Origin of the sequence: Pseudoalteromonas sp. D15MCD-2 (assembly GCF_038562745.1) — a bacterium.
GTDB lineage: Bacteria > Pseudomonadota > Gammaproteobacteria > Enterobacterales > Alteromonadaceae > Pseudoalteromonas.
Window position 1 is genome coordinate 1,756,518 of sequence record NZ_JBCFQE010000001.1, and the last position, 23,723, is coordinate 1,780,240.

Here is a 23,723-nt window from a genome sequence, read left to right on the forward strand (position 1 = left end):
TCTAATCTCTTAAAAAAGGCTCGCTTATGCGGGCCTTTTTTGTATCTATCACATCCTTCTACCCGGCAAGAAAATTCCAATCATAAATTAAGAATAATAATGCTTTATTTGTGAATATAAATTCTCTACACTTGTGGCTTGTATATCTGTTTTTATTAAAACATTCGACTTTAATAAGGTAAATATTACGTGCGTACCACAGAATTGGTAGATGGATTTCGCCAGTCAACCCCATACGTTAATGCTCACCGCGGTAAAACATTCGTTGTTATGCTTGGCGGAGAGGCGATCGATCAGTCTGGTTGTCGTAGCATCATCAACGATGTCGCGCTATTAACTAGTCTTGGTATTAAGATTGTTTTAGTGTTTGGTGCTCGCCCACAGTTTAACGCAGCGCTTGAACAAGTTGGCATAACTAGTCAGTTTCATAATGAGATACGGGTAACTGATAACGCAACATTTGATGTGATTAAAAAGGTTGCGGGTGCAATGCAGTTCGATATAACCGCGCGTTTATCTACGTCTTTAAGTAGTACACCTATGTCTGGCTCATTTTTAAATGTGGTGAGTGGCAACTTTGTTATTGCTCAGCCTTTAGGTGTTGATGAAGGTGTTGACTATCATCATTCAGGTAGAGTGAGACGTATCGATGTTGCGGGTATTCGCCACCAGTTAGATAACAACGGAATTGTTCTGCTTGGGCCAATAGCGGCGTCTTTCACAGGTGAAAGCTTTAACTTAACTGCTGAAGAAATCGCTACGCAAGTAGCTCTCAAATTACGCGCCGATAAAATGCTTGGCTTTTGTAAAGAAGCCGGTATTTTGGATGAAAATGGTGAGGCGATTGCAGAGCTAATGCCAAATGAAGCTGAGCAGCTACTAGTAAACTATCGTAAGCAACCAGATTCATGTGTAAGCGCAACCGTATTCTTACAAGCTGCAATTGATGCATGTCGAGGTGGCGTACATCGTTGCCATCTTGTTAGTTACAAAGAAGATGGTGCACTATTACAAGAGCTGTTCTCTTTAGATGGTATTGGTACACAAATCGCTCCGCAAAGCTCTGAGCAATTACGAAGTGCTAGTATTGCTGATATTACCGGAATCATTAACCTTATTAGACCCCTTGAACAGCAAGGCTATTTGGTGCGCCGCTCTCGTGAACAGCTAGAAATTGAAATTGAACAATTTACGGTTATTGAGCGCGATGGTCTTATTATAGCCTGTGCTGCTTTGTATCCGTTTGCCGACGAACAAGTGGGGGAGTTTGCAAGTTTGGCTGTTCACCCTCAGTACCGAGATGCTGATCGCGGCAGTTATCTACTGAGGTTTATTATTAATAAGGCTAAACGTGCGGGTTATTCGCATTTATTTGCTCTCACCACACGCAGCATTCACTGGTTTTTAGAGCAAAGTTTTGAAATAGTGACAGTTGATGAACTACCTGCGAAGAAAAAAGCGCTTTATAACCATGAACGCCGCTCTAAAGTATTGCGTCTAGATTTAACTAAGCTAGGAAATAAGAGGTGACGCATGCGTCACCTCTTATATACCCAAACATCCTCACGGTGCGAGTTTCAGCATCTTGAGGGGGCTTGGTTATACTCTTAATATTGATAGTTAATGTGCTGATAAAAACGCACGCGTAAATCTTGGCGAGTTGGATTAAATGCCAGCTCGTCAGTAACTTCATTTATCGCACTTTGCACTTGATTCATAAACTTACCATAACCAATGTCATGCTTGTCTTTATCGGCTGCGGCAATCACAAAATGTAGTGAATCTACAAGTTGATCTGCATCCCAATACTGTTGTAATTGCACCTGCTCAGAGCTGCAATCAAAGGTTAGTTTTTGCAGTTCGCTGTTACTTTGTGCGTTATCAATATTGCTATTACGAACAATAGGGCGAGTACCGTTAGCGATGAAAGCGCCGAGTGTTAATCCGCGTTTATCACATGCTCGTTTGAACGCATCAAAGATATATTGATAAAACTGCGTATAATTCTCTTCATTCAACATATGCTGAAATTGCGTTTTAATGGCGCGAGTTACTGGAATCGAAAACCCAGCGTATGTCATTTCACTGTGTTCATTTGGTAAATGACATTGGCGAGACTGGTAACGTGGATATAAGCTACGTAATTTATAGCCATAGCTTTCTTTGTGACCTTTTGCTTTAGCAAATAAATCATAAGTGAGATGTTGGTGGTCACGAATTTTAAGAGGTGGTTGGCCGCTTAGTAGTTTTTCTTGTAGTGAGTTGATCACTCTTTGCACATTATGATGAAAACTAGCCGCATGAGCGCGAATATCTTCACCGGTCGCTAAGAATAATAAACGAATTTTTTTGCATTTTTGCTCACCATCAGCAAATACATTATGTGCTTCATGGTATTGTGGGTTATAGAAAAACAAAATTTGCTTAGCGGTTTCTAAGCTATATGCCTCATCATGGTAACGAACCACTGGCAGTTTATCGTTGGCGATTAGGTGTACATTATGTAATTCATACTCATCACATAGTGCAAATAACTCCCTTGCAAGACGCTTATAAGCACAGCTCACATTGGTGAACTGGGCAAAAAACTCATCAGTAGGTTTAAATTCAACTAACACATACTGGTTTGCACGTGCTGAGCTTGGAATATAGACTCGATGTTGATTGAGCGAAGCCATCTTTTTTCCTTATTGGTAGTGAAACTGACGGCACTATATCGCTAGTCAATGATCATTTTATTGCGTTAGAACAATTTTTTTACCGATTTTGTCGAGTCTGTGAACTATGTATTCAACATTCGACGTAATATCTTCAATAAACATGATGCAACCACTGTATGTTAGGGTTTGTTTTTGTAATAATGCATTAGTTTTGTCACCATGCAATATTCAGAGGATTATGCTCCTATGGCGGAAATTGAGAATCGCCCAAGTAACTTTATTAGAACGCGTATCGACGAAGATCTAGCAAGCGGTAAGCATGCGACTACACACACGCGTTTTCCACCAGAACCAAACGGTTTTTTACACATTGGTCATGCAAAGTCTATTTGTTTAAATTTTGGTATCGCCCAAGATTATCAAGGTCTTTGTAACTTACGTTTTGATGATACGAATCCAGAAAAAGAAGACATCAACTACGTAAACTCGATTAAAGAAGATGTGCAATGGTTAGGTTTCCAGTGGGATGGTGAAATTAAATATTCATCTAACTATTTCGATGCGTTATATGGCTATGCTGTTGAGCTTATCGAAAAAGGCCTAGCATATGTGTGTTTCTTATCGCCAGATCAAGCCCGTGAATACCGTGGTACTTTAAAAGAGCCAGGTAAAAACAGCCCATACCGTGATACGCCAGTTGAAGAAAACCTAGCGTTATTCGAAAAAATGCGTAATGGCGAATTCAAAGAAGGTGAGTGTGTACTGCGTGCTAAAATTGATATGGCAAGCTCATTCATGGTACTGCGTGATCCGATTATTTACCGTGTACGTTTTGCTCATCACCACCAAACTGGTGACAAGTGGTGCATTTACCCAATGTACGACTTCACGCACTGTATTTCAGATGCGCTAGAAGGTATTACACATTCATTATGTACGCTTGAGTTCCAAGATAACCGTCGCTTATACGATTGGGTATTAGATAACATCAGCCTTGAGTGTCATCCGCAACAAATCGAGTTCTCACGATTAAATCTTGAGTACACCATTATGTCTAAGCGTAAATTAAACGACTTAGTGGTAAATGGTCATGTTGAAGGCTGGGACGACCCACGTATGCCAACGATTGCTGGTTTACGTCGTCGTGGTTATACACCTGCATCAGTACGTGAGTTCTGTTCTCGTATCGGTATCACTAAACAAGAGAACATGGTTGAAATGGGTATGCTAGAAGCCTGTATCCGTGAAGACCTAAATGAGCATGCACCTCGTGCAATGGCTGTTCTTGATCCTGTGAAGATTGTTATCGAAAACTATGACGCAGATAAAGTAGAAACGTTATCTGTAGCTAATCACCCGAATAAAGAAGAGATGGGTCGCCGTGACGTACCTTTCACTCGCGAACTTTATATCGAGCGTGAAGACTTCCGTGAAGAAGCAAACAATAAGTTTAAGCGTTTAGTTCTTGATAAAGAAGTACGTTTACGTGGTGCTTATGTAATTAAAGCTGAGCGCGTTGAAAAAGACGAAAACGGCGAAATTACGACTATCTTCTGCTCTTATGATCCTGAAACTCTGGGTAAAAACCCAAGTGATGGCCGTAAAGTTAAAGGTGTTATCCATTGGGTATCAGCGAGTGAATCTATCACAGCTGAAGTTCGTTTATACGACCGTTTATTTAACGTACCAAACCCAGCGGCAGCAGAAGACTTTAACGCAACACTAAACCCTGAATCACTTGTGGTTCTTGAAAATGCGAAAGTTGAGCCATCACTTGCAAATGCACAAGCAGAGCAGGGCTTCCAGTTTGAGCGTACAGGTTACTTCTGTCGTGATAGCAAAGCAGAAACCTTAGTATTCAATCAAACTGTGGGTCTTCGTGATTCATGGGCAAAGATTGAACAAAAGGGCTAATAGCTAATTTTACTTAGTTTCTATGCTTAATAAAAAACCCTTTCACTTTAAAAGTGAAAGGGTTTTTTTATAACTATTAAAAGCGATTAGAAATAACCGCGAATACCCAAGCTGAAGTTACGACCAGGTAGTGGTGCTTTTTCTTTAATGAATGAGCTGTGTACGAAACCAAGTTCATCGGTTAAGTTGTCAACATTGATGTAAAGCTGTGTATCAACAGGACCTAAGTCAAGTTGGTAGTTAGCTGATGCATCAAACAGGGTATAACCGTCAGTTTTTGTCTCGTAAGCAGTAATGTCAGACTGCTCAAAATAATGAGTACCGGTTAGGCTAAACTTCCAATCAGACACTGTGTACTGTAATTCAGAACCCAGTTTATTAGCAGGGATACGAGGTAAGTAACCTTCATCATCTTTTAGCTTAGCCGTTGTTGAATCGCCAAACACTTTAACTAGCGCACTTGGCGTCACTTGATAATGTACGTCAAACTCAATACCGTATAATTTCGCATCTTTACTTGTAAATTGGTAAACCGCCATTGCATCTTCATCTGCATCAGCTGCTGATTCTAAGCCATGCTCTTCATCAAAAACTAAACCGGTGTTTTGCTGGTAGTAATAGTTTTCAATGTCGTTATAGAAGAAGTTAACTGTGTAACCAAAGTCACCAATAAAGCGGCGGAAACTTAAATCAAAGTTCGTTGCTGTTTCTTGCTCGATATCTTCTGGCTCAAAATGAATTTCGCCATCTTCAATATGATAACCAAGACCTAGCTCGTAAGTGCCTGTTGCGATATGAATGCCGTTTGATAGTAATTCAGCACTTAGAGGCGCACGTTCTGAACGAGATACACTTAAAGCAACACTTTGGCCTTCTTGATATTGCCAAATTGCACCTGCAGATAAGCTTAAGTTTGTGAAATCTTCACTGTAGTTAATGATTTCAGCTTCTTCTTCGTCATGGTGCTCTTCTTCCTCTTCATGATCGTGATGATGCTCAGCCATGCTTACAGCAGAGTCGATTTGGTAATCTTCAAGGCGTGCACCTAGCTCAACGGTCACATCACCAAACTGGCGTTCTTCAAGAACGAATAACGCGTTTGTTTTAGTAACACTTGCTGGCGTAAAGGCTTCTTCACCATCTGCATCATAGTCAGACTCAGTGTAGTGATAACCAGCCATACCGTGCCAAAGGCCTAACTTGTGCTCAACAGTTGCACGTGCTTCGGTTGTTTTGTTTGTAAACACCGTGCCCACTGCACCATCTTCAATTTCAGCGTGTTTGTAGTCTGTGTAGCCAACGCGTAGTGAGATATTTTCAATCCAGTTATCATGAAGTGCATAGCTCATGTAACCTTGCCAGCGGTCTTGCTCTAGCTGTGCAAATACTGATTCTTCGTGCTCTTCTTCACCTTCATGTTCATCATGATCTTCCTCTTCTTCATGATGATGATGCTCATGAGCAGGAATGCCATAATCTGTTTCGATGCGACCGAATGACACACCTAGCGTTAGGTGATCGCCTACGTAACTAGTACCAAAGTTAACTGTTTGGCTATCGATAAAGGTGTTTTCTACGCTATTAGCTGTTTCGTGTTCTTCATGCTCTTCACCTTCATGCTCCTCGTGCTCTTCATGTTCCTCAGGAAGCTCGAAGTTTGGCGTGTCATAATCGTGACCTTTGCGCTTTGTACCATCGAAATGGAAGTTGAAACCATCATTACCGGTTTCAAGTTTTGCAGCATAAGTGTTTGTATTTGATACTGTATCGTGTGTGTATTGTGCAGCACCGGTTAAAGAGTCAATGTTATCGGTAGGAATACGGTTATCAACAACGTTCACCACACCACCGATAGCACCAGAGCCATAAAGTAGGGTAGCAGGGCCGCGAAGTACTTCGATTTGCTCTGCTGCTAGGCTGTCATTTGATGTTGCGTGGTCAGGGCCGATACGAGATGCATCACTGCTATCAAGGCCATTTTGGGTGATCTTCACACGCGGACCATCTAAACCACGAATAATAGGGCTTGATGAAACTGGGCCAAAGTAGCTAGCATTAACGCCCGGTAAACCTTTTAGTGTTTCCCCTAATGTCGGTTTTGCTTTGTCTTTTAACTCATCACCGGCTAAAACATTCACAGGCGAAATCATTTCAAGACTATTTTTATGAAGTGCTGATGCATAAACAACAACAGTTTCAACCGATGTTGGTGTAAGCGTAACTACAACATTTTGGTCTTCGCCATTAATAGCAACACGCTTATCGATGAAATTGTTTTTACTGATGTGAAGCTGACCTTTATTGTCTACATCAATTTTAAACTGACCTTGTTTGTCAGTGACAACGCTTTGTGATTTGCCGTGTACATGTATTTCAGCATTGCTGATAGGTTGTTGGTTTTTATCTAATACTTGACCTGTGATCACAGCAGCCATTGTTGATTGAGAAAACAGCGCAGCGGCAACAGCACTAGAAAGAATTGAAACTTGTTTCATCATTACTACTTCTAAGTTTGTTGTTGAGTGTGGTGATATAATATAACACTGCAATTTTTTAACTGCAATAACGTTATACTATAACTTTACCTTAAGTCGCGATTTTAACACCATACACTATACTTAGACTGTTACACTGAGATGGCCAAATCTTATGTCTGATAAAAATAGGGTATTCAAAGCAAATTTTACCATTGCTGATTTAAGAGAGCATCGTAATCACAAAGAGGTGTTTACCACTGCTTGTGACCGTCGCGAAAGCTATGAACACTTTGTACTCAAGCTTTTAAGTTATTGCTTATTTTCACACAACGAAACAGCCATATTGAATGCAAGGTTCAGTCATGCTGAACCAGATGTATCAATAAAAGCGCTTGATGACCATTATCAAACATGGCTTGCTGTTGACCAACCGGATATTTTACAGCTCAACAAAATTGCAAAGCGGGTTGATGAGCTATGGGTCGTGACAACCTTAAATAACGATTGGCTTAAAGAAAATGAACACCAGTTAGAACTTATCAATAATGGTCATTTAATTGCGTTTGATGACAATTTCATTGAGCAATTAGCGAGTCATCTAACTAAAAACTTACAGTGGGATGTTACGATTGATCAGCAAATGGTGAGTGTGTCAGATAAAGAAAATTTCTACCAAACCAGTGAGCTTATTTGGCATTAAAGCTCAATTTTTATCTTTCCATTGGGTTTACTACAACACAGCAACACTTCGCCTGTTCGAACGAACGCAAGCGGCTCTTGATTGTAGCTCACATCACCTTCGACTAATTTTGCACGGCAAGCGCCACAATAACCTTCACGGCATTGGTAGGGGACATCTATTTTGTTTTGTTCTAGGCATTCAAGGAGAGATGAACAGCCAGAATCAAATTCAAGATTCTGGCTGTCTGTTCCTGCAAGGATAACCTCTGCAGTGTTGTTTGAGCTCATTACAGGTCGAAGTCACCAAAGTCAGATGCATCAACTTGAGAGTCAATTTGACCAACAAGGTAAGAGCTGATTTCAGCTTCTTGTGGAGCAACTTGAACGTTGTCTGATACTAACCAAGAGTTGATCCAAGGAATAGGGTTACTCTTACTTTCGAACTGTGCAGGTAGGCCTACCGCAGTCATACGTGCATTAGTGATGTATTCAACGTATTGGCATAATATATCTTTGTTAAGACCAATCATAGAACCATCTTTGAACAGGTATTCTGCCCAATCTTTTTCTTGTTCTGCTGCTTCAACAAACATCTGAATTGCTTCTTCACGACATTGTGCTGCAACGATTGCCATTTCTGGGTCGTCTTTACCTTCTTGCATAATGTTCAAGATGTGCTGTGTACCAGATAAGTGTAACGCTTCATCACGGGCGATTAGCTTGATGATTTTTGCATTACCTTCCATTAATTCACGCTCAGCGAAAGCAAATGAACAAGCAAAGCTTACATAGAAACGAATCGCTTCTAAGATGTTAACCGACATCATTGCTAGGTAAAGTTGCTTTTTAAGGTCAAATAAGCTGATTTTAACTTCTTCACCGTTGATCACATGTTTACCTTCACCGTATAGGTTGTAAACAGAAATCATGCTGATTAAATCATCGTAGTACTTAGTTACCGCATCAGCACGCTCACTGATTTTTTCGTTGCTTACGATATCGTCAAAGATAAGTTCAGGAGATTGCGTAACGTTACGGATAATGTGTGTGTATGAACGGCTGTGAATAGTTTCACTGAACGCCCATGTTTCAATCCAAGTTTCTAGCTCAGGAATAGACACAATAGGTAGTAACGCAACGTTAGGCGAACGACCTTGCACACTATCAAGTAGCGTTTGATATTTTAAGTTGCTTAAAAAGATGTGCTTTTCGTGCTCTGGTAACGCTTGGAAGTCAAGACGGTCTTTACTTACATCAACTTCTTCAGGACGCCAAAAGAACGAAAGTTGCTTTTCAATTAGCTTTTCGAAGATAGGGTACTTTTGTTGGTCGTAACGTGACACGTTTACCGTTTGGCCGAAAAACATCGGTTCTTGTAATTGGTTATTATGATTTCGGCTAAAAGTTGTATATGACATAGTGATTTCTCAAAAAACAGTCAGGACAAAGCGGGCTAATGAGCCCGCTTTTGTTATGTTATTAATTTAATTAGATTTTACAAGCGCCGCCTGCACAACCGTCATCTTCTACCTCTGGTGTTAACTCATCTTGAGAGTCTGATGCACCATCACGTGTGTTGTGATAGTACAGGGTTTTAACACCAAGTTTATACGCAGTCAGTAGGTCTTTTAATAGCACCTTCATAGGTACTTTACCGCCTTCGTACTTAGATGGATCATAGTTAGTGTTTGCAGAGATCGTTTGGTCAACGAATTTTTGCATAATACCAACCAGTTGTAGGTAACCATCGTTTGAAGGAATATCCCACAGTAGCTCGTAGTTATCTTTCAGATTTTCATAATCTGGCACTACTTGCTTTAAGATACCATCTTTACTTGCTTTAACGCTGATATGACCACGTGGTGGTTCAATACCATTTGTTGCGTTAGAGATTTGCGATGATGTCTCTGAAGGCATTAGGGCAGATAGCGTAGAGTTACGCATACCGTGCTCTTTAATGCTTTCTCGTAATGAGTCCCAATCTAAGTGAAGCGGCTCTTCACAGAACTGATCTAGGTCACGCTTGTAAGTATCTGTTGGCATAATGCCTTGAGAATACGTTGTCTCGTTAAATTTAGGACACGCACCACGTTCTTTCGCTAACTCATTTGATGCTTTCATTAGATAATATTGAATTGCTTCAAATGTTTTGTGAGTTAGGGCATTTGCGCTGCCATCTGAGTAACGCTTACCATTTTTCGCTAAGTAGTACGCGTAGTTAATAACACCAATACCTAGCGTACGACGACCCATAGTTGCGTTTTTCGCCGCAGGAACAGGGTAGTCTTGGAAATCAAGTAAGTTATCAAGAGCACGTACTGCAAGTTCAGCAAGTTCCTCTAATTCGTCAAGTGATTCAATTGCACCTAAGTTAAACGCCGACAGCGTACAAAGTGCAATTTCACCTTCTTCATCCATTACATTGCTAAGTGGCTTAGTTGGTAATGCAATTTCTAAACATAAGTTAGATTGACGAATTGGTGCCACAGTCGAGATGAACGGGCTGTGCGTATTACAGTGGTCAACGTTTTGTAAGTAGATACGACCTGTGCTCGCACGCTCTTGTGCAAACATTGAGAATAACTCAATCGCCTTAATACGTTTTTTACGAATTGACTCGTCTTGCTCGTATTTGATGTATAGCTCATCAAACTTTGCTTGATCTTCAAAGAACGCATCGTATAGACCTGGTACATCTGAAGGGCTAAATAATGTGATGTAATCGTCTTTGATTAAACGGCTATACATTAATTTGTTGAACTGCACACCGTAGTCAAGGTGACGTACACGGTTATCATCAACACCACGGTTGTTCTTAAGAACAAGTAGGTTTTCAACTTCTAAGTGCCAAAGCGGGTAGAACAGTGTTGCTGCGCCGCCACGAACACCACCTTGTGAACAGCTCTTAACCGCTGTTTGGAAGTGCTTATAAAACGGAATACAACCTGTGTGGTACGCTTCGCCGTTACGAATAGGGCTACCAAGCGCACGGATGCGACCGGCATTAATACCAATACCGGCACGTTGTGAAACGTATTTAACAATCGCAGACGATGTTGCATTGATAGAATCTAGGCTATCACCACATTCAATAAGTACACATGAGCTGAACTGACGTGTAGGGGTACGTACACCTGCCATGATAGGGGTAGGTAATGAAATTTTGAATGTAGATACTGCATCATAAAAACGCTTGATGTAATCAAGGCGTGTCTCTTTTGGATAATCAGAGAATAAGCTTGCAGCCACTAAGATATATAAAAACTGTGCACTTTCGTAGATTTCACCAGTAACACGGTTTTGAACTAAATACTTACCTTCAAGTTGCTTTACAGCAGCGTAGCTGAAGTTTAAGTCACGGTTGTGATCGATGTAAGCATCTAACTCGTCAATTTCTTGCTCGGTATAATCAACAAGTAGGTGTTGATCATAACGCTTGTCTTCAACTAATTTCGTGATGTGATCGTATAAGCGTGGTGGCTCAAATTGACCGTACGCTTTTTTACGTAAATGGAATACAGCTAAGCGAGCAGCTAGGTATTGGTAATCAGGCGTATCTTTAGAGATCTGATCAGCTGCAGCTTTGATGATTGTTTCATGAATGTCATCGGTACGAATGCCGTCATAAAATTGAATATGTGATTTTAATTCAACTTGTGAGACAGACACATTCTCTAGACCTTCTGCGGCCCAAGCGATCACGCGATGGATCTTATCTAGATCAAGTGACTCTTTACGGCCGTCACGTTTGCTTACAGATAGCTGTTGGTTCATAGTTTTGCCTGTATTCCTTGGGAAATTATAGTTGTAAAGACAAAGGTATTCTTTATGTAATTATTATTATTAAACGCCAGGGTGATCTAATTGAATAACATTTAGCCACAATATCTGGTGTTGTTTAAATTGCAGATCACAAGATAGTGTGGTCTGCGCTGTTTTGCAAGGGATAGAATTGCCCCATTTTGTGGATAACTATTGGATAAACGCATTGTGTTAGTGACCATTAACCTTTGAACATTCATAGACGACGAAATTTGTAGAAATCAACAAAAGATCCAGAAAATTTACCGTTTTTAAAAATAAATTTTGACTGATTTTTTTATCATCAATGAATGCTCAAAAGTAAATCAAATCACAATATATGGTGTTTCAGTTATCAAATAACACTATATATGGTTGAAACCATCAATCGGCGTTTGCCAATTGAAATCCGCTTGCCAGCCAAGTGCAGCGTCTACACTGGGTATATAACCCCATAACGCTGTTGCGCTGTACATATTGGCCGCTTTTGCAGCTTGAATATCACGTTCAGCATCACCGATATACAAACAACGGCTCGGATCAACGTCTAAGATCTCAGCGGTGTGTAATAGTGGATCCGGTGATGGTTTTGATACAGCTAATGTATCGCCACTCACAACTGCCTTTGCATCACGCAAGGAGGGAATAGCTTGCACTAAGGGCTCAGTTAAAAAGCCGGGCTTATTAGTCATAATGCCCCACTTAATATTGTTTTGCTCAAGTGCAATTAAAAGCTGTTCGATGCCATTGAAACATTTACTGTGCACAGCAATATCTTCGGCGTAGTAGTCAAGAAGCTGCTGGCGCAAGGCGAGTTGTTCAAGTTCGGGCCATTTATCCCCAAACCCTACTTCTAATAATGCATTTGCACCGTTAGACGCAGCAGGGCGATAAACATGCTCAGCAACAGGCGCCACATTGGCATCTGCTAACACGCGGTTCAATGCGCCACCTAAGTCATCTGCGGTATCGAGTAGTGTGCCATCTAAATCAAAGATAAAAGCATCAAAATCGATAGAGGGTGTTTGTACACCACTCATCAGGCTAGTTTCTCAAAGTGCAGGATGTAATTAACACTTACATCATCATTTAAGCTGTACTGCTTAGAAAACGGGTTATAGTTAAGGCCGGTACTGGCGCGTACTTTTAATCCCGCTTCTTCTGCCCATGCAATAAGCTGTGCAGGTTTAATAAACTTTTTATGGTCATGAGTACCTTCAGGAACCATCTTTAAAAGCTTTTCAGCACCGACAATAGCAAACAAATAAGCTTTTGGTGTTTTATTTAATGTTGAAAAGAAGACATCGGCGCCCGGTTTAGCAAGCTCTGCTACAGCACGAATAATAGAAGCAGGATCTGGAACATGCTCAAGCATTTCCATACAGGTCACAACATCAAAGCGAGCAGGGTGCTCAGCAGCAAATTGCTCTGCAGGTACTTTTATATAATCAACAGGTACGCCTGTTTCTAAACTATGTAACTTAGCAACGGTAAGTGGCTCTTGGCCCATATCGATGCCGGTTACTTTAGCGCCCATACGCGCCATACTTTCACTTAAGATGCCGCCACCACAGCCAACATCTAAGGTTTCCTTATCAAATAAGCCGCCTACTTTATCAGCGACAAAATCCAAACGTAGAGGATTTATTTCATGAAGGGGTTTGAACTCTCCGTCGCGGTCCCACCAACGTTCTGCGATGGCTTCAAACTTTGCAATTTCTGCATTATCTACATTTTGATGCTCGGTCATAAAAAACTTCCTCGTTAATCTGAGGCCATTATATAGGGGGAAATTAATAAATCGCAAAGATTTAGCGCCTGTAAATCTAAATAAATTGTGATAGCATGGTCTGGAAATAATAACTAAAGCTCTTAAGACGGCGGTTTGCCTCTTAATGAGTCAATACTGAAGGAATGTGAAATCAAATGACTGATCTCGCCAATGAAATTCTGCCAGTCAATATTGAAGATGAATTAAAAAACTCCTACCTTGATTACGCGATGAGTGTAATCGTAGGACGTGCATTGCCAGACGTACGTGACGGCTTAAAGCCAGTTCACCGCCGCGTTCTGTTTGCAATGAACGAACTCAATAATGATTGGAATAAACCTTACAAGAAATCAGCACGTGTTGTTGGTGATGTAATCGGTAAGTACCACCCACATGGCGACAGCGCGGTATATGACACCATCGTTCGTATGGCGCAGCCTTTCTCATTACGCTACATGCTTGTTGACGGCCAAGGTAACTTTGGTTCTGTTGACGGTGACTCTGCGGCAGCAATGCGTTATACGGAAGTCCGTATGGCGAAAATGTCACATGAATTATTAGCTGATTTAGAAAAAGAAACGGTTGATTACGTACCGAACTACGACGGTACTGAGCAAATTCCTGACGTATTACCTACTAAAGTACCTAACTTATTAGTAAATGGTTCTTCGGGTATCGCGGTTGGTATGGCGACTAACATTCCACCTCATAACTTAACAGAAGTTATCAATGGTTGTTTAGCGCTTATTCAAAACCCTGATATGTCAATTGCTGACCTTATTGAATATATCCCGGGTCCAGATTTCCCGACTGCGGCGATTATCAATGGTAAAAAAGGCATTGAGCAAGCGTACTTAACCGGTCGTGGTAAAGTATATATCCGTGCTCGCGCTGAAATCGAAGTTGACGAAAAAACCGGTCGTGAAACAATCATCGTTCACGAAATCCCTTATCAAGTTAACAAAGCACGCCTTATTGAAAAGATCGCAGAGCTTGTTAAAGATAAGAAGATTGAAGGTATTAGCGCACTACGTGACGAATCAGATAAAGACGGTATGCGTATCGTTATCGAAATCAAACGTGGTGATGTTGGTGAAGTAATCTTGAACAACCTATATGCACAAACTCAGTTACAAACTGTGTTTGGTATGAACATGGTTGCACTTGATAACAACCAACCTAAGTGTTTCAACCTAAAAGAAATGCTTGAAGCGTTTATCGTGCACCGTCGTGAAGTTGTTACACGTCGTACTGTATTCGATTTACGTAAAGCCCGTGACCGTGCTCACACGCTTGAAGGCCTCGCGATTGCCCTTGCGAATATCGACCCAATTATCGAACTTATTCGTAAGTCACCAACACCAGCAGAAGCAAAAGCTGCACTAACAGCACGTCCTTGGGAACTAGGCACTGTTAAAGCGATGCTTGAAAAAGCGGGTGAAGATAACGTAGCACGTCCTGATTGGTTAGCGGCTGAACTAGGTATCCGTGACGGTCAGTACTATCTATCTGACCAACAAGCACAGGCAATTCTAGACCTACGTTTACACAAACTAACAGGTCTTGAGCATGAGAAGATCTTAGACGAGTACCAAAACTTACTTGATCTAATTGCTGAGCTTTTACACATTCTTTCAAGCCCAGAGCGTCTAATGGAAGTTATCCGCGATGAGCTTGTAGAAATTAAAGAGCAATATGGTGACGAACGTCGTACTGAAATCAGTGCAGCTGCTCACGATATTAGCCTTGAAGACCTAATCAATGAAGAAGACGTTGTCGTAACGCTTTCTCACGAAGGTTACGTTAAGTATCAACCATTATCTGACTACGAAGCACAGCGTCGTGGTGGTAAAGGTAAATCAGCAACGAAGATGAAAGATGAAGACTTCATCGAACGTCTATTAGTTGCTAACACGCACGATACAATCTTATGTTTCTCAACAGCAGGTCGCTTATACTGGTTGAAAGTATATCAGTTACCATTAGCAAGCCGTGCAGCGCGTGGTAAGCCAATTGTTAACTTATTACCACTTGAAGCTGATGAACGTATTACTGCTATCTTACCAGTACGTGAGTACGAAGAAGATAAATTCATCTTCATGGCAACTGCGTTTGGTACAGTTAAGAAAACACCACTTACAGCATACAGCCGTCAACGTGCGAGCGGTATCATCGCTGTTAACTTAAATGAAGGCGATAGCCTAATTGGTGTTGATATCACTGATGGCACGAATGAAATCATGCTATTCACTGATGCTGGTAAAGTTGTTCGCTTTAAAGAAGCAGAAGAGTCAGAAGTTGTTGATGAAAACGGTAACCCAGTTCTAGACGAAAACGGTAACCCAGAAATCCGCTTCAAAGGTGTACGTCCAATGGGTCGTACAGCAACAGGTGTTCGTGGTATTAAGATGGCTGACGACCAACGCGTTGTGTCGTTAATCGTACCTAAGTCAGATGGTGCAATCCTAACTGTGACAGAAAACGGTTACGGTAAGCGTACAGCACTTGAAGATTACCCCTCGAAGAGCCGTGCAACACAAGGTGTTGTATCAATCAAAGTAAGCGAGCGTAATGGCGCTGTGGTTGGTGCAGTACAAGTTGACGATAACGACGAAATCATGATTATCTCTAATCGCGGTACCTTAGTACGTACCCGTGTAAACGAGGTTTCTACGGTTGGTCGTAATACTCAAGGCGTTATTTTGATACGAACTATTGACGAAGAGCAAGTAGTTGGTTTACAACGTATCGAAGAAATCGAAGTTGATGAGCTTGAAGCCATCGAAGGCGAGGCCGTTGAAGTAGTCGATACCAATACTGAAGAAACGGGTGATAACCCACCTTCAGAATAACATTGATTTAAAAAGCGGCTTCGGCCGCTTTTTTTATCCGCACTATAATTACTGGAATGAGGCAAAGTAATGACTAAGTATAATTTTTGTGCAGGACCGGCAATGCTACCGCCGGCAGTTATGCAAAAAGCACAAAAAGAATTTATAGATTGGCAAGGTTTAGGTGTCTCTGTGATGGAAATTAGCCATCGCAGCAGCGACTTTTTAGCGCTTACCACTAAATGTGAAGCAAGCCTGCGTCGTTTAATGAATATTAGCGATGAGTTTGAAGTGTTATTTATGCACGGCGGTGGCCGTGGTCAATTCAGTGCTGTACCATTGAATCTTCACCTTGATGATAAGCCAGCCGTGTACTGTGAAAACGGTGTGTGGTCTAAAGGGGCTACTTCAGAAGCGGCAAAATTCACTGCAGTTGAAAGCATCAATGTACGTGATGATGAGCAGCAAAATGGCCAGTTCTCTATAAAACCAGCAAGCAGCTGGGAATTACCAGCTGATGCGTCATACATTCACTATTGTCCGAATGAAACCGTAGATGGCATAGAAATTTTTGACGTACCATCACACCCATCAGCACCGATTGTGGCTGATATGTCATCGACTATTTTATCGCGCGAGTTTGACGTAAATCAGTTTGATCTTATTTACGCTGGCGCACAAAAGAATATTGGCCCATCTGGTTTATCGATTGTTATTGTACGTAAAACGCTATTAGAGCGTGAAGGGCTTGCAAAGCCAGGTATTCTTGATTACGCCTTAGAAGCAAAACAAGGCAGCATGTATAACACACCACCTACATTTGCGTGGTATTTAGCTGCTGAAGTATTTGAGTGGCTTGAAGCAAACGGCGGCGTTAAAGCGATGGAAGAACAAAACATCGCAAAAGCAGAACTTCTTTACAGCTACATTGATAGCTCAGATTTTTATAGCAACAAAGTTGCTAAGCATTGCCGTTCGCGTATGAACGTACCGTTTTGGTTAAACGACGAATCACTGAATGATAAATTCATTAGTGAGTCAAAAGAAGCAGGCTTATTAGCCCTTGAAGGTCACCGTATTGTCGGTGGTATGCGCGCAAGCATTTATAATGCGATGCCACTTGAAGGTGTTCAAGCCTTGGTTAATTTTATGGAAAAATTCGCCAAGGAGAACAGCTAATTATGGAACAGCTTCGTCTTGAACCGATTACAAAGGTAAATGGTAGTGTGACACTACCAGGCTCAAAAAGCTTATCAAACCGTATCTTACTGCTTGCTGCTCTTGCAGAGGGCACAACGGTTGTTGAAAACCTATTAGATAGTGATGATATTCGTCACATGCTAGGTGCATTAAATCTTTTAGGCGTAAATGTTTCGCTTAATGAAGATAAAACAGTGGCCACCGTAGAGGGTGTTGCAGGTAAATTTAAAACTCCGAGCGAGCCTTTATTTTTAGGTAATGCCGGTACTGCTTATCGTCCACTTACAGCCGTTTTAGCAGCTGTAGAAGGCGAGTACCAGCTGGTTGGCGAGCCTCGCATGGAAGAGCGCCCAATTGGCCATTTGGTAGATGCACTGCAAGCACTGGGTGGTGATGTTGAATACCTTAAGCATAAAGATTATCCACCACTGGCCATTAAAGGCGGCAAAATCAACGGTGGCAAAGTTGCAATTGATGGCAGCATTTCTAGCCAGTTCTTAACAGCGTTACTAATGGCAGCACCATTATTTAATGGCGATACAGAAATTACCATTAAAGGTACACTGGTATCAAAGCCTTACATTGACATTACCCTAGATGTAATGAAGCGTTTTGGCGTTACAGTAAGCCATGACAATTACGAAACATTTTACGTTAAAGGCTGTCAGCAGTATCAAGCACTTGAGCGCATTATGGTTGAAGGTGATGCATCAAGCGCCTCTTATTTTGTTGCGGCGGCTGCAATAGCAGGTGGCGAAATTGAAATTAACGGGGTAGGTGCGGTATCTGTTCAAGGTGATATTGGTTTTGCCAAAGTTATGGAGCAAGTAGGCGCCAAAATCGATTGGTATGATGAAAAGCTGGTGGTTCGTAAAGGCGAGCTAAACGCTGTCGATATTGATGCCAATGCAATTCCAGATGCGGCAATGACACTCGCCACTGTTGCGCTTTTTGCTAAAGGTAAAACAGCTATTCGTAATATCTATAACTGGCGTGTAAAAGAAACAGATCGCCTATATGCCATGGCGACTGAGCTTCGTAAAGTTGGTGCAGAAGTGGTTGAAGGTGAAGATTTCATCGAAATTACACCACCAGAAACATTTAACGATGTAGCGATTGATACCTATAACGATCACCGTATTGCCATGTGTTTTGCAATGGTTGCCGTTGGCGGAAAGCCGATAACCATTAACGATCCTAAGTGTACATACAAAACTTTTCCAACGTTTTTCAAAGTACTAGAGTCTGTCTCAAGTCAATAAAACAGAAGAAAATATAAAAAGTTACATTCTAAATGCGGATCTATTTCTAGAACTGGCGTATAATATCGCGGTTTTATTTTGGTGTGCATTGCAGGAGGTTATAAATGCAGGCGTTATCAATGCCCGTAATCACCATCGATGGCCCAAGTGGTTCAGGTAAAGGAACTGTTTGTCGCTTGTTAGCCGAGAAATTAGGTTGGGATGTATTAGACAGTGGAGCGATTTACCGTGTGCTGTCACTTGCAGCGCTTCATCATCAAATTGAACTAGATAATGAAGATGCGCTAGTACCGCTAGCTGCAAACTTAGATGTGCAGTTTTTGGTCGATAGCCAAACGCATACTTCTAAAATTGTATTGGAAGGCGAAGACGTCACAACCACAATTCGTAACGAAGAAGTGGGTGCTGCGGCATCAAAGATTGCTGCATTACCACGGGTGAGAGAAGCATTATTACGTCGTCAACGTGCGTTTCGTACTGAGAGCGGCTTAATTGCCGATGGTCGTGACATGGGCACAGTTGTGTTCCCTGATGCACCATTGAAGATTTATTTAACCGCATCAGCTGAAGAGCGCGCTCGTCGTCGCTTTGCTGAGTTGAACGAACGCGGTCTTGATGTTACACTAAGTGGTCTACTTGAGGACATAAAAGCTCGCGATCACCGTGATATGACGCGTGAAGTTGCGCCGCTTGTTCCTGCAGAAGACGCCATTGAGCTCGATACTAGCGAGCTTAATGCAATGCAAGTGTTTGATAAAGTTGTAACTTTACTCGACGAAGCAGTACTTGCAGGAAAGCTTCCAAAAGCTTAAAAGTAATTTATTAAGGTGCCGGCAGGAAGCTAGTGCTATTTTAACAACCCCATGCAGCATGGTTGCTAATTGGTTATTTAATTATTTAGAGACGTATAATGTCAGAAAATTTTGCGCAGTTATTTGAAGAAAGCCTTAAGGGTTTTGAAGCAGAGCAAGGCTCTATCGTTAAAGGTACTGTTATCTCAATCGAGAACAACATCGTACTTGTTGATGCTGGTCTTAAATCTGAAAGTGCAATCCCTGCTGAGCAATTCAAAAATGCTGCTGGTGAACTAGAAGTTGCTGTTGGCGACGAAGTAGATGTTGCTTTAGACGCAATCGAAGACGGTTTCGGTGAAACTATCCTTTCTCGTGAGAAAGCGAAGCGTCACGAAGCGTGGATCCGCTTAGAAAAAGCATGTGAAGAGCAAGAGACTGTTACTGGTGTTATCAACGGTAAAGTTAAAGGCGGTTTCACTGTTGAAGTTGATTCAATCCGTGCCTTCCTACCTGGTTCACTTGTTGATGTTCGTCCAGTACGTGACACAACTCACCTTGAAGGTAAAGAGCTTGAGTTCAAAGTAATCAAGCTTGACCAAAAACGTAACAACGTTGTTGTTTCTCGCCGTGCAGTTATCGAATCAGAGAACTCACAAGAGCGTGAAGAACTTCTTGCTAACCTTGTTGAAGGTCAAGAAGTTAAAGGTATCGTTAAGAACCTTACAGACTACGGTGCGTTCGTTGACCTTGGTGGTGTTGACGGTCTACTACACATCACAGACATGGCGTGGAAGCGTGTTAAGCACCCTTCAGAAATCGTTAATGTTGGCGACGAAATCGCAGTTAAAGTTCTTAAATTCGACAAAGAAAAGACTCGTGTATCTCTAGGCCTTAAACAGCTTGGCGAAGATCCATGGGCAGCTATCGCTGGTCGTTACCCAGAAGGTTCTAAGCTTTCTGGTCGTGTAACTAACCTTACTGACTACGGTTGTTTCGTTGAAATCGAAGAAGGCGTAGAAGGTCTAGTACACGTTTCTGAAATGGATTGGACTAACAAGAACATCCACCCTTCAAAAGTTGTTTCACTAGGTGACACTGTTGAAGTTATGGTTCTTGAAATCGACGAAGAGCGTCGTCGTATTTCTCTTGGTCTTAAGCAATGTATTGCTAACCCATGGCAAGAATTTGCTCGTCTACAAAACAAAGGCGACCAAGTTACTGGTAAGATCAAATCAATCACTGACTTCGGTATCTTCATCGGTCTTGAAGGCGGTATTGACGGTCTTGTTCACCTTTCAGACATTTCTTGGAACACGCCAGGCGAAGAAGCTGTACGTGAATTCAAGAAAGGCGACGAAATCACTGCTATCGTATTACAAGTTGACCCAGAGCGTGAGCGTATCTCTCTAGGCGTTAAACAAATCGAAGCTGACCCATTCAATAACTACCTGGACGCAAACAAAAAAGGTGCTATTGTTAAAGGTAAAGTGACTGAAGTTGATGCGAAAGGCGCAACTGTTGAGCTAATCGAAGGCGTTGAAGGTTACATCCGTGTAGCTGATATCGCTCAAGAGCGTGTTGAAGATGCTACTACTGTAGTTTCTGCAGGCGACGAAATCGAAGCGAAATACGTTGGTGTTGATCGTAAGAACCGCACTTTAAGCTTATCTGTTAAAGCTCTTTTCGAAGCAGAAGAGAAAGAAGTACTAGAGAAGCTTAAGAAAGAAGAGCCAGCGTTCGAAAACGCTATGGCTGCAGCATTCAAAAATGCTCAAAAAGACTAATATCTAGTCTTTTAAAATTGGAAGGGCAGTTTTGCCCTTCCTTTACCACTCTTTAAGGAAACGCTATGACTAAGTCAGAATTGATAGAACAACTTGCCGAGCAACACGCACACATCCCTGTGAAAGATGTTGAAAATGCCGTTAAAGAAATTCTTGAACAAATGGCCGGCTCATTATCTAGCTCAGATCGCATCGAGATCCGTGGCTTTGGAAGTTTCTCATTGCATTATCGTTCTCCTCGCACAGGTCGTAATCCAAAGACTGGCGAAACAGTTGAGTTAGACGGTAAGCACGTACCACATTTTAAACCAGGTAAAGAATTACGTGACCGCGTAAATGCGAGTATTGCCTAGTTTTATACAGGAGTAGTTACTTGTTTAGGGTATTAAAAATTGTATTAATTGCGCTGTGTTTATTTATTGCGTTTGTACTTGGTTCACAGAATCCACAATTGGTGCAAATCAATTATTTAATCGCCAGTAATACTTTGCCCTTAGCTGTTGTAATAAGTATCTGCTTTATTTTAGGTGTCGCAATTGGTTGTTTTATAAGCTTTACACTGTTTTCTCAGTTAAAGTGGCAAAATTATCGCTTAAAGAAAAAATTAGCGCCTGAAAAAAACAATAAAAAGCTTGTTGCTAATAAAGACACCTAATCATGATTGAGCTTCTGTTTTTACTTTTACCCGTTGCAGCCGGTTACGGTTGGATAATGGGTAAAAACAGCGCTAAAAACCAAGCTCATCAGCTTAATCGCCAAATTACCTCTGAATATTCTAAAGGCCTTAAATTTCTCTTAGACAGAGAAGAAGACCAAGGCTTAGAGCACCTTATCAACCTACTCGAAGTTGCCGCTGATTCAGTTGAACACTATTCAACGCTTGCAACAATGTTCCGCCGCCGTGGCGAACTTGACCGCGCCATTAAAATTCATGAGCTGCTATTAAAACATCCAAGTCTTGATGACCAACAAGCTGCAACCAGCCGCTTAGAACTTGCTGAAGATTACATTATGGCAGGCTTGTTAGATGGTGCAGAAGAGCATTTAGTATGGCTTGTTAAGGCAGGCTATAAAGAAGCCTTAGAGCCTATTATTAATCTTTATTCACAAACCCGTGAATGGGAAAAGGGCATTAACATGTACGAGGCCCACAGTGAGTTGTTCACTAAACCTCAGCATGTAAAAGCGATTGCCAATTTTTACTGTGAAGCAGCCTTACAAGATAACGATACGCAAATTATGCGTAAAGCCATTAGCTTAAACCACAAAGCCATTCGCCCACTGTATGAGCTTGGCCATAGTGCTTTCACCAAAGAAGATTATGTGAAAGCAATTTACTACTGGCGCGAGCTGATTAGCCAATTCACGTTTTTTGCGCCGGTATTTATTGAAGAATTAGCGCTCAGTTATCAAAAGCTCAATTTAACGCATCAGTTTTACGAATTACTCAATGAACTGCTCGATAAAGGTGGCGTATTAATAAAAATAAAACACTGCCAAGCGTTACTTGAGCAAGGTCACATAGAGCAAGCAATTAAATTTTTAACGGATAGTTTAAAGCGTCACCCAACTATTCGTGGCTTTAGCTTTTTATTACAGCTACTAGCTAAACAAAACAACGATATTAAAGATGTACTCGATCAAATTGATAAGCTAGTTACGTCTTATATCGCAACCAAACCTGATTTTCAGTGCCAACACTGTGGCTTTACCAGTCATACCATTTATTGGGTATGTCCATCTTGTAAGCACTGGGAAACAATTGTTCCAAGCCGTGGCATAGACGGTTTTTAATTCATATTAGTCCATTAGTTTTTAGGAAAGTTATGTCTGTCGAAGATTCAAAAAAAGTATTAATTGCCCTTGATTATGATGATCAACAAACAGCTCTTGCGTTTGTAAAGCAATTATCGCCTGATACGTGTCGCCTTAAAGTAGGCAAAGAAATGTTCACGTATTTTGGTCCTAGCTTTGTTAAGGAACTAATCGACTTAGGTTTTGATGTATTCTTAGACCTAAAATTTCACGATATTCCAAATACAGTGGCTAAAGCTGTAACAGCGGCTGCAAAAATGGGTGTGTGGATGGTTAACGTACATGCCTCTGGTGGCGTTGAAATGATGACTAAAGCAAAACAAGCTTTAGAGCAGTTTGGTGATGACGCACCATTACTGATTGCGGTAACCGTACTAACCAGTATGGATGCCGCAGAGCTTACTCGTTTAGGTGTAGATAAAACACCTGAAGAGCAAGTAATTTACCTAGCAAACCTTGCTAAAGAATCAGGCCTTGATGGGGTAGTGTGCTCAGCACAAGAAGCGAAAAAGCTAAAAGCAGAACTTGGCGCAGACTTTAAACTGGTTACTCCTGGTATTCGCCCAGCAGGCAGCGATGCAGGCGACCAAAAGCGCATCATGACACCAAAACAAGCCGTTGAAGATGGCAGCGACTATTTAGTTGTAGGCCGCCCAATCACCCAATCGGCAGATCCAGTTGCAACATTAAAAGAAATTAACGACTCACTAAAATAATCTCGTTATTTTCAAAC

General features: G+C 41.4%; 19 protein-coding genes. 12 read left to right on the forward strand and 7 right to left on the reverse strand.

Annotation, left to right across the window (positions count from 1 at the left end):
* Nucleotides 1–189 precede the first annotated feature (189 nt).
* Nucleotides 190–1,530, forward strand: a complete 1,341-nt coding sequence (argA, locus tag AADY36_RS07920; RefSeq protein ID WP_342408806.1) for an amino-acid N-acetyltransferase — start codon at nucleotides 190–192, stop codon at nucleotides 1,528–1,530.
* A 77-nt stretch (nucleotides 1,531–1,607) separates the two neighbouring features.
* Here argA and AADY36_RS07925 read toward each other — a convergent pair whose 3' ends face one another.
* Entirely contained in the window at nucleotides 1,608–2,678 is a 1,071-nt protein-coding gene (locus AADY36_RS07925) for a DUF3083 family protein (protein WP_054561563.1), read from the reverse strand.
* Between the two features lie 228 nt (nucleotides 2,679–2,906).
* Between AADY36_RS07925 and glnS the strand changes: the two genes are divergently transcribed.
* Complete coding sequence (gene glnS, locus AADY36_RS07930) at nucleotides 2,907–4,574, forward strand: glutamine--tRNA ligase (protein ID WP_054561562.1); 1,668 nt, start codon at nucleotides 2,907–2,909, stop codon at nucleotides 4,572–4,574.
* A gap of 86 nt (nucleotides 4,575–4,660) precedes the next feature.
* Here the strand turns inward: glnS and AADY36_RS07935 are convergent, their stop codons facing one another.
* The gene (locus tag AADY36_RS07935; RefSeq protein WP_285221582.1) at nucleotides 4,661–7,069 is read right to left on the reverse strand and encodes a TonB-dependent receptor; all 2,409 of its coding nucleotides are present in this window, start codon (nucleotides 7,067–7,069) and stop codon (nucleotides 4,661–4,663) included.
* Nucleotides 7,070–7,223: 154 nt separating this feature from the next.
* On the opposite strand from AADY36_RS07935, the gene AADY36_RS07940 reads away from it, so the two are divergent.
* Entirely contained in the window at nucleotides 7,224–7,751 is a 528-nt protein-coding gene (locus tag AADY36_RS07940; RefSeq protein ID WP_342408807.1) for a YaeQ family protein, read from the forward strand.
* Here the strand turns inward: AADY36_RS07940 and yfaE are convergent.
* From yfaE to ubiG, 5 genes are all read right to left on the reverse strand, one after another.
* On the reverse strand, nucleotides 7,748–8,020 hold the full coding sequence (yfaE, locus tag AADY36_RS07945) for a class I ribonucleotide reductase maintenance protein YfaE (protein WP_055021952.1): 273 nt from the start codon (nucleotides 8,018–8,020) through the stop codon (nucleotides 7,748–7,750). The genes AADY36_RS07940 and yfaE overlap by 4 nt on opposite strands.
* Entirely contained in the window at nucleotides 8,020–9,150 is a 1,131-nt protein-coding gene (gene nrdB, locus AADY36_RS07950) for a class Ia ribonucleoside-diphosphate reductase subunit beta (protein WP_054561558.1), read from the reverse strand. Before nrdB ends, yfaE begins: the two co-directional genes overlap by 1 nt.
* 70 nt (nucleotides 9,151–9,220) lie before the next feature.
* On the reverse strand, nucleotides 9,221–11,506 hold the full coding sequence (gene nrdA / locus AADY36_RS07955; RefSeq protein WP_054561557.1) for a class 1a ribonucleoside-diphosphate reductase subunit alpha: 2,286 nt from the start codon (nucleotides 11,504–11,506) through the stop codon (nucleotides 9,221–9,223).
* A gap of 392 nt (nucleotides 11,507–11,898) precedes the next feature.
* On the reverse strand, nucleotides 11,899–12,573 hold the full coding sequence (locus tag AADY36_RS07960; protein ID WP_054561556.1) for an HAD family hydrolase: 675 nt from the start codon (nucleotides 12,571–12,573) through the stop codon (nucleotides 11,899–11,901).
* Nucleotides 12,573–13,283, reverse strand: a complete 711-nt coding sequence (gene ubiG / locus AADY36_RS07965; RefSeq protein WP_105174078.1) for a bifunctional 2-polyprenyl-6-hydroxyphenol methylase/3-demethylubiquinol 3-O-methyltransferase UbiG — start codon at nucleotides 13,281–13,283, stop codon at nucleotides 12,573–12,575. The genes AADY36_RS07960 and ubiG overlap by 1 nt, the downstream gene beginning before the upstream one ends.
* A 176-nt stretch (nucleotides 13,284–13,459) precedes the next feature.
* Between ubiG and gyrA the strand changes: the two genes are divergently transcribed.
* The 9 genes from gyrA to pyrF all read left to right on the forward strand — a co-directional run bounded on the left by gyrA (nucleotide 13,460) and on the right by pyrF (nucleotide 23,706).
* Nucleotides 13,460–16,156 carry a DNA topoisomerase (ATP-hydrolyzing) subunit A gene (gene gyrA / locus AADY36_RS07970; RefSeq protein WP_342408808.1) on the forward strand — a complete coding sequence of 899 codons (2,697 nt, stop codon included), beginning with the start codon at nucleotides 13,460–13,462 and terminating at the stop codon, nucleotides 16,154–16,156.
* A gap of 69 nt (nucleotides 16,157–16,225) precedes the next feature.
* Complete coding sequence (gene serC / locus AADY36_RS07975) at nucleotides 16,226–17,314, forward strand: 3-phosphoserine/phosphohydroxythreonine transaminase (protein WP_054561553.1); 1,089 nt, start codon at nucleotides 16,226–16,228, stop codon at nucleotides 17,312–17,314.
* Nucleotides 17,315–17,316: 2 nt separating this feature from the next.
* Nucleotides 17,317–18,597 carry a 3-phosphoshikimate 1-carboxyvinyltransferase gene (gene aroA / locus AADY36_RS07980; protein ID WP_342408809.1) on the forward strand — a complete coding sequence of 427 codons (1,281 nt, stop codon included), beginning with the start codon at nucleotides 17,317–17,319 and terminating at the stop codon, nucleotides 18,595–18,597.
* Nucleotides 18,598–18,701: 104 nt separating this feature from the next.
* A complete protein-coding gene (gene cmk, locus AADY36_RS07985) occupies nucleotides 18,702–19,409 on the forward strand; it encodes a (d)CMP kinase (protein ID WP_058585079.1) in 708 nt (235 codons plus the stop codon).
* Nucleotides 19,410–19,507: 98 nt separating this feature from the next.
* A complete protein-coding gene (rpsA, locus tag AADY36_RS07990; protein WP_054551350.1) occupies nucleotides 19,508–21,175 on the forward strand; it encodes a 30S ribosomal protein S1 in 1,668 nt (555 codons plus the stop codon).
* A gap of 65 nt (nucleotides 21,176–21,240) precedes the next feature.
* The gene (gene ihfB / locus AADY36_RS07995) at nucleotides 21,241–21,528 is read left to right on the forward strand and encodes an integration host factor subunit beta (protein ID WP_036968575.1); all 288 of its coding nucleotides are present in this window, start codon (nucleotides 21,241–21,243) and stop codon (nucleotides 21,526–21,528) included.
* Nucleotides 21,529–21,548: 20 nt separating this feature from the next.
* The gene (locus AADY36_RS08000; RefSeq protein ID WP_054551349.1) at nucleotides 21,549–21,830 is read left to right on the forward strand and encodes a lipopolysaccharide assembly protein LapA domain-containing protein; all 282 of its coding nucleotides are present in this window, start codon (nucleotides 21,549–21,551) and stop codon (nucleotides 21,828–21,830) included.
* A gap of 2 nt (nucleotides 21,831–21,832) precedes the next feature.
* Complete coding sequence (gene lapB, locus AADY36_RS08005) at nucleotides 21,833–22,969, forward strand: lipopolysaccharide assembly protein LapB (protein WP_054561550.1); 1,137 nt, start codon at nucleotides 21,833–21,835, stop codon at nucleotides 22,967–22,969.
* A gap of 32 nt (nucleotides 22,970–23,001) precedes the next feature.
* Nucleotides 23,002–23,706, forward strand: a complete 705-nt coding sequence (gene pyrF / locus AADY36_RS08010) for an orotidine-5'-phosphate decarboxylase (protein ID WP_063705476.1) — start codon at nucleotides 23,002–23,004, stop codon at nucleotides 23,704–23,706.
* Nucleotides 23,707–23,723: the final 17 nt, after the last annotated feature.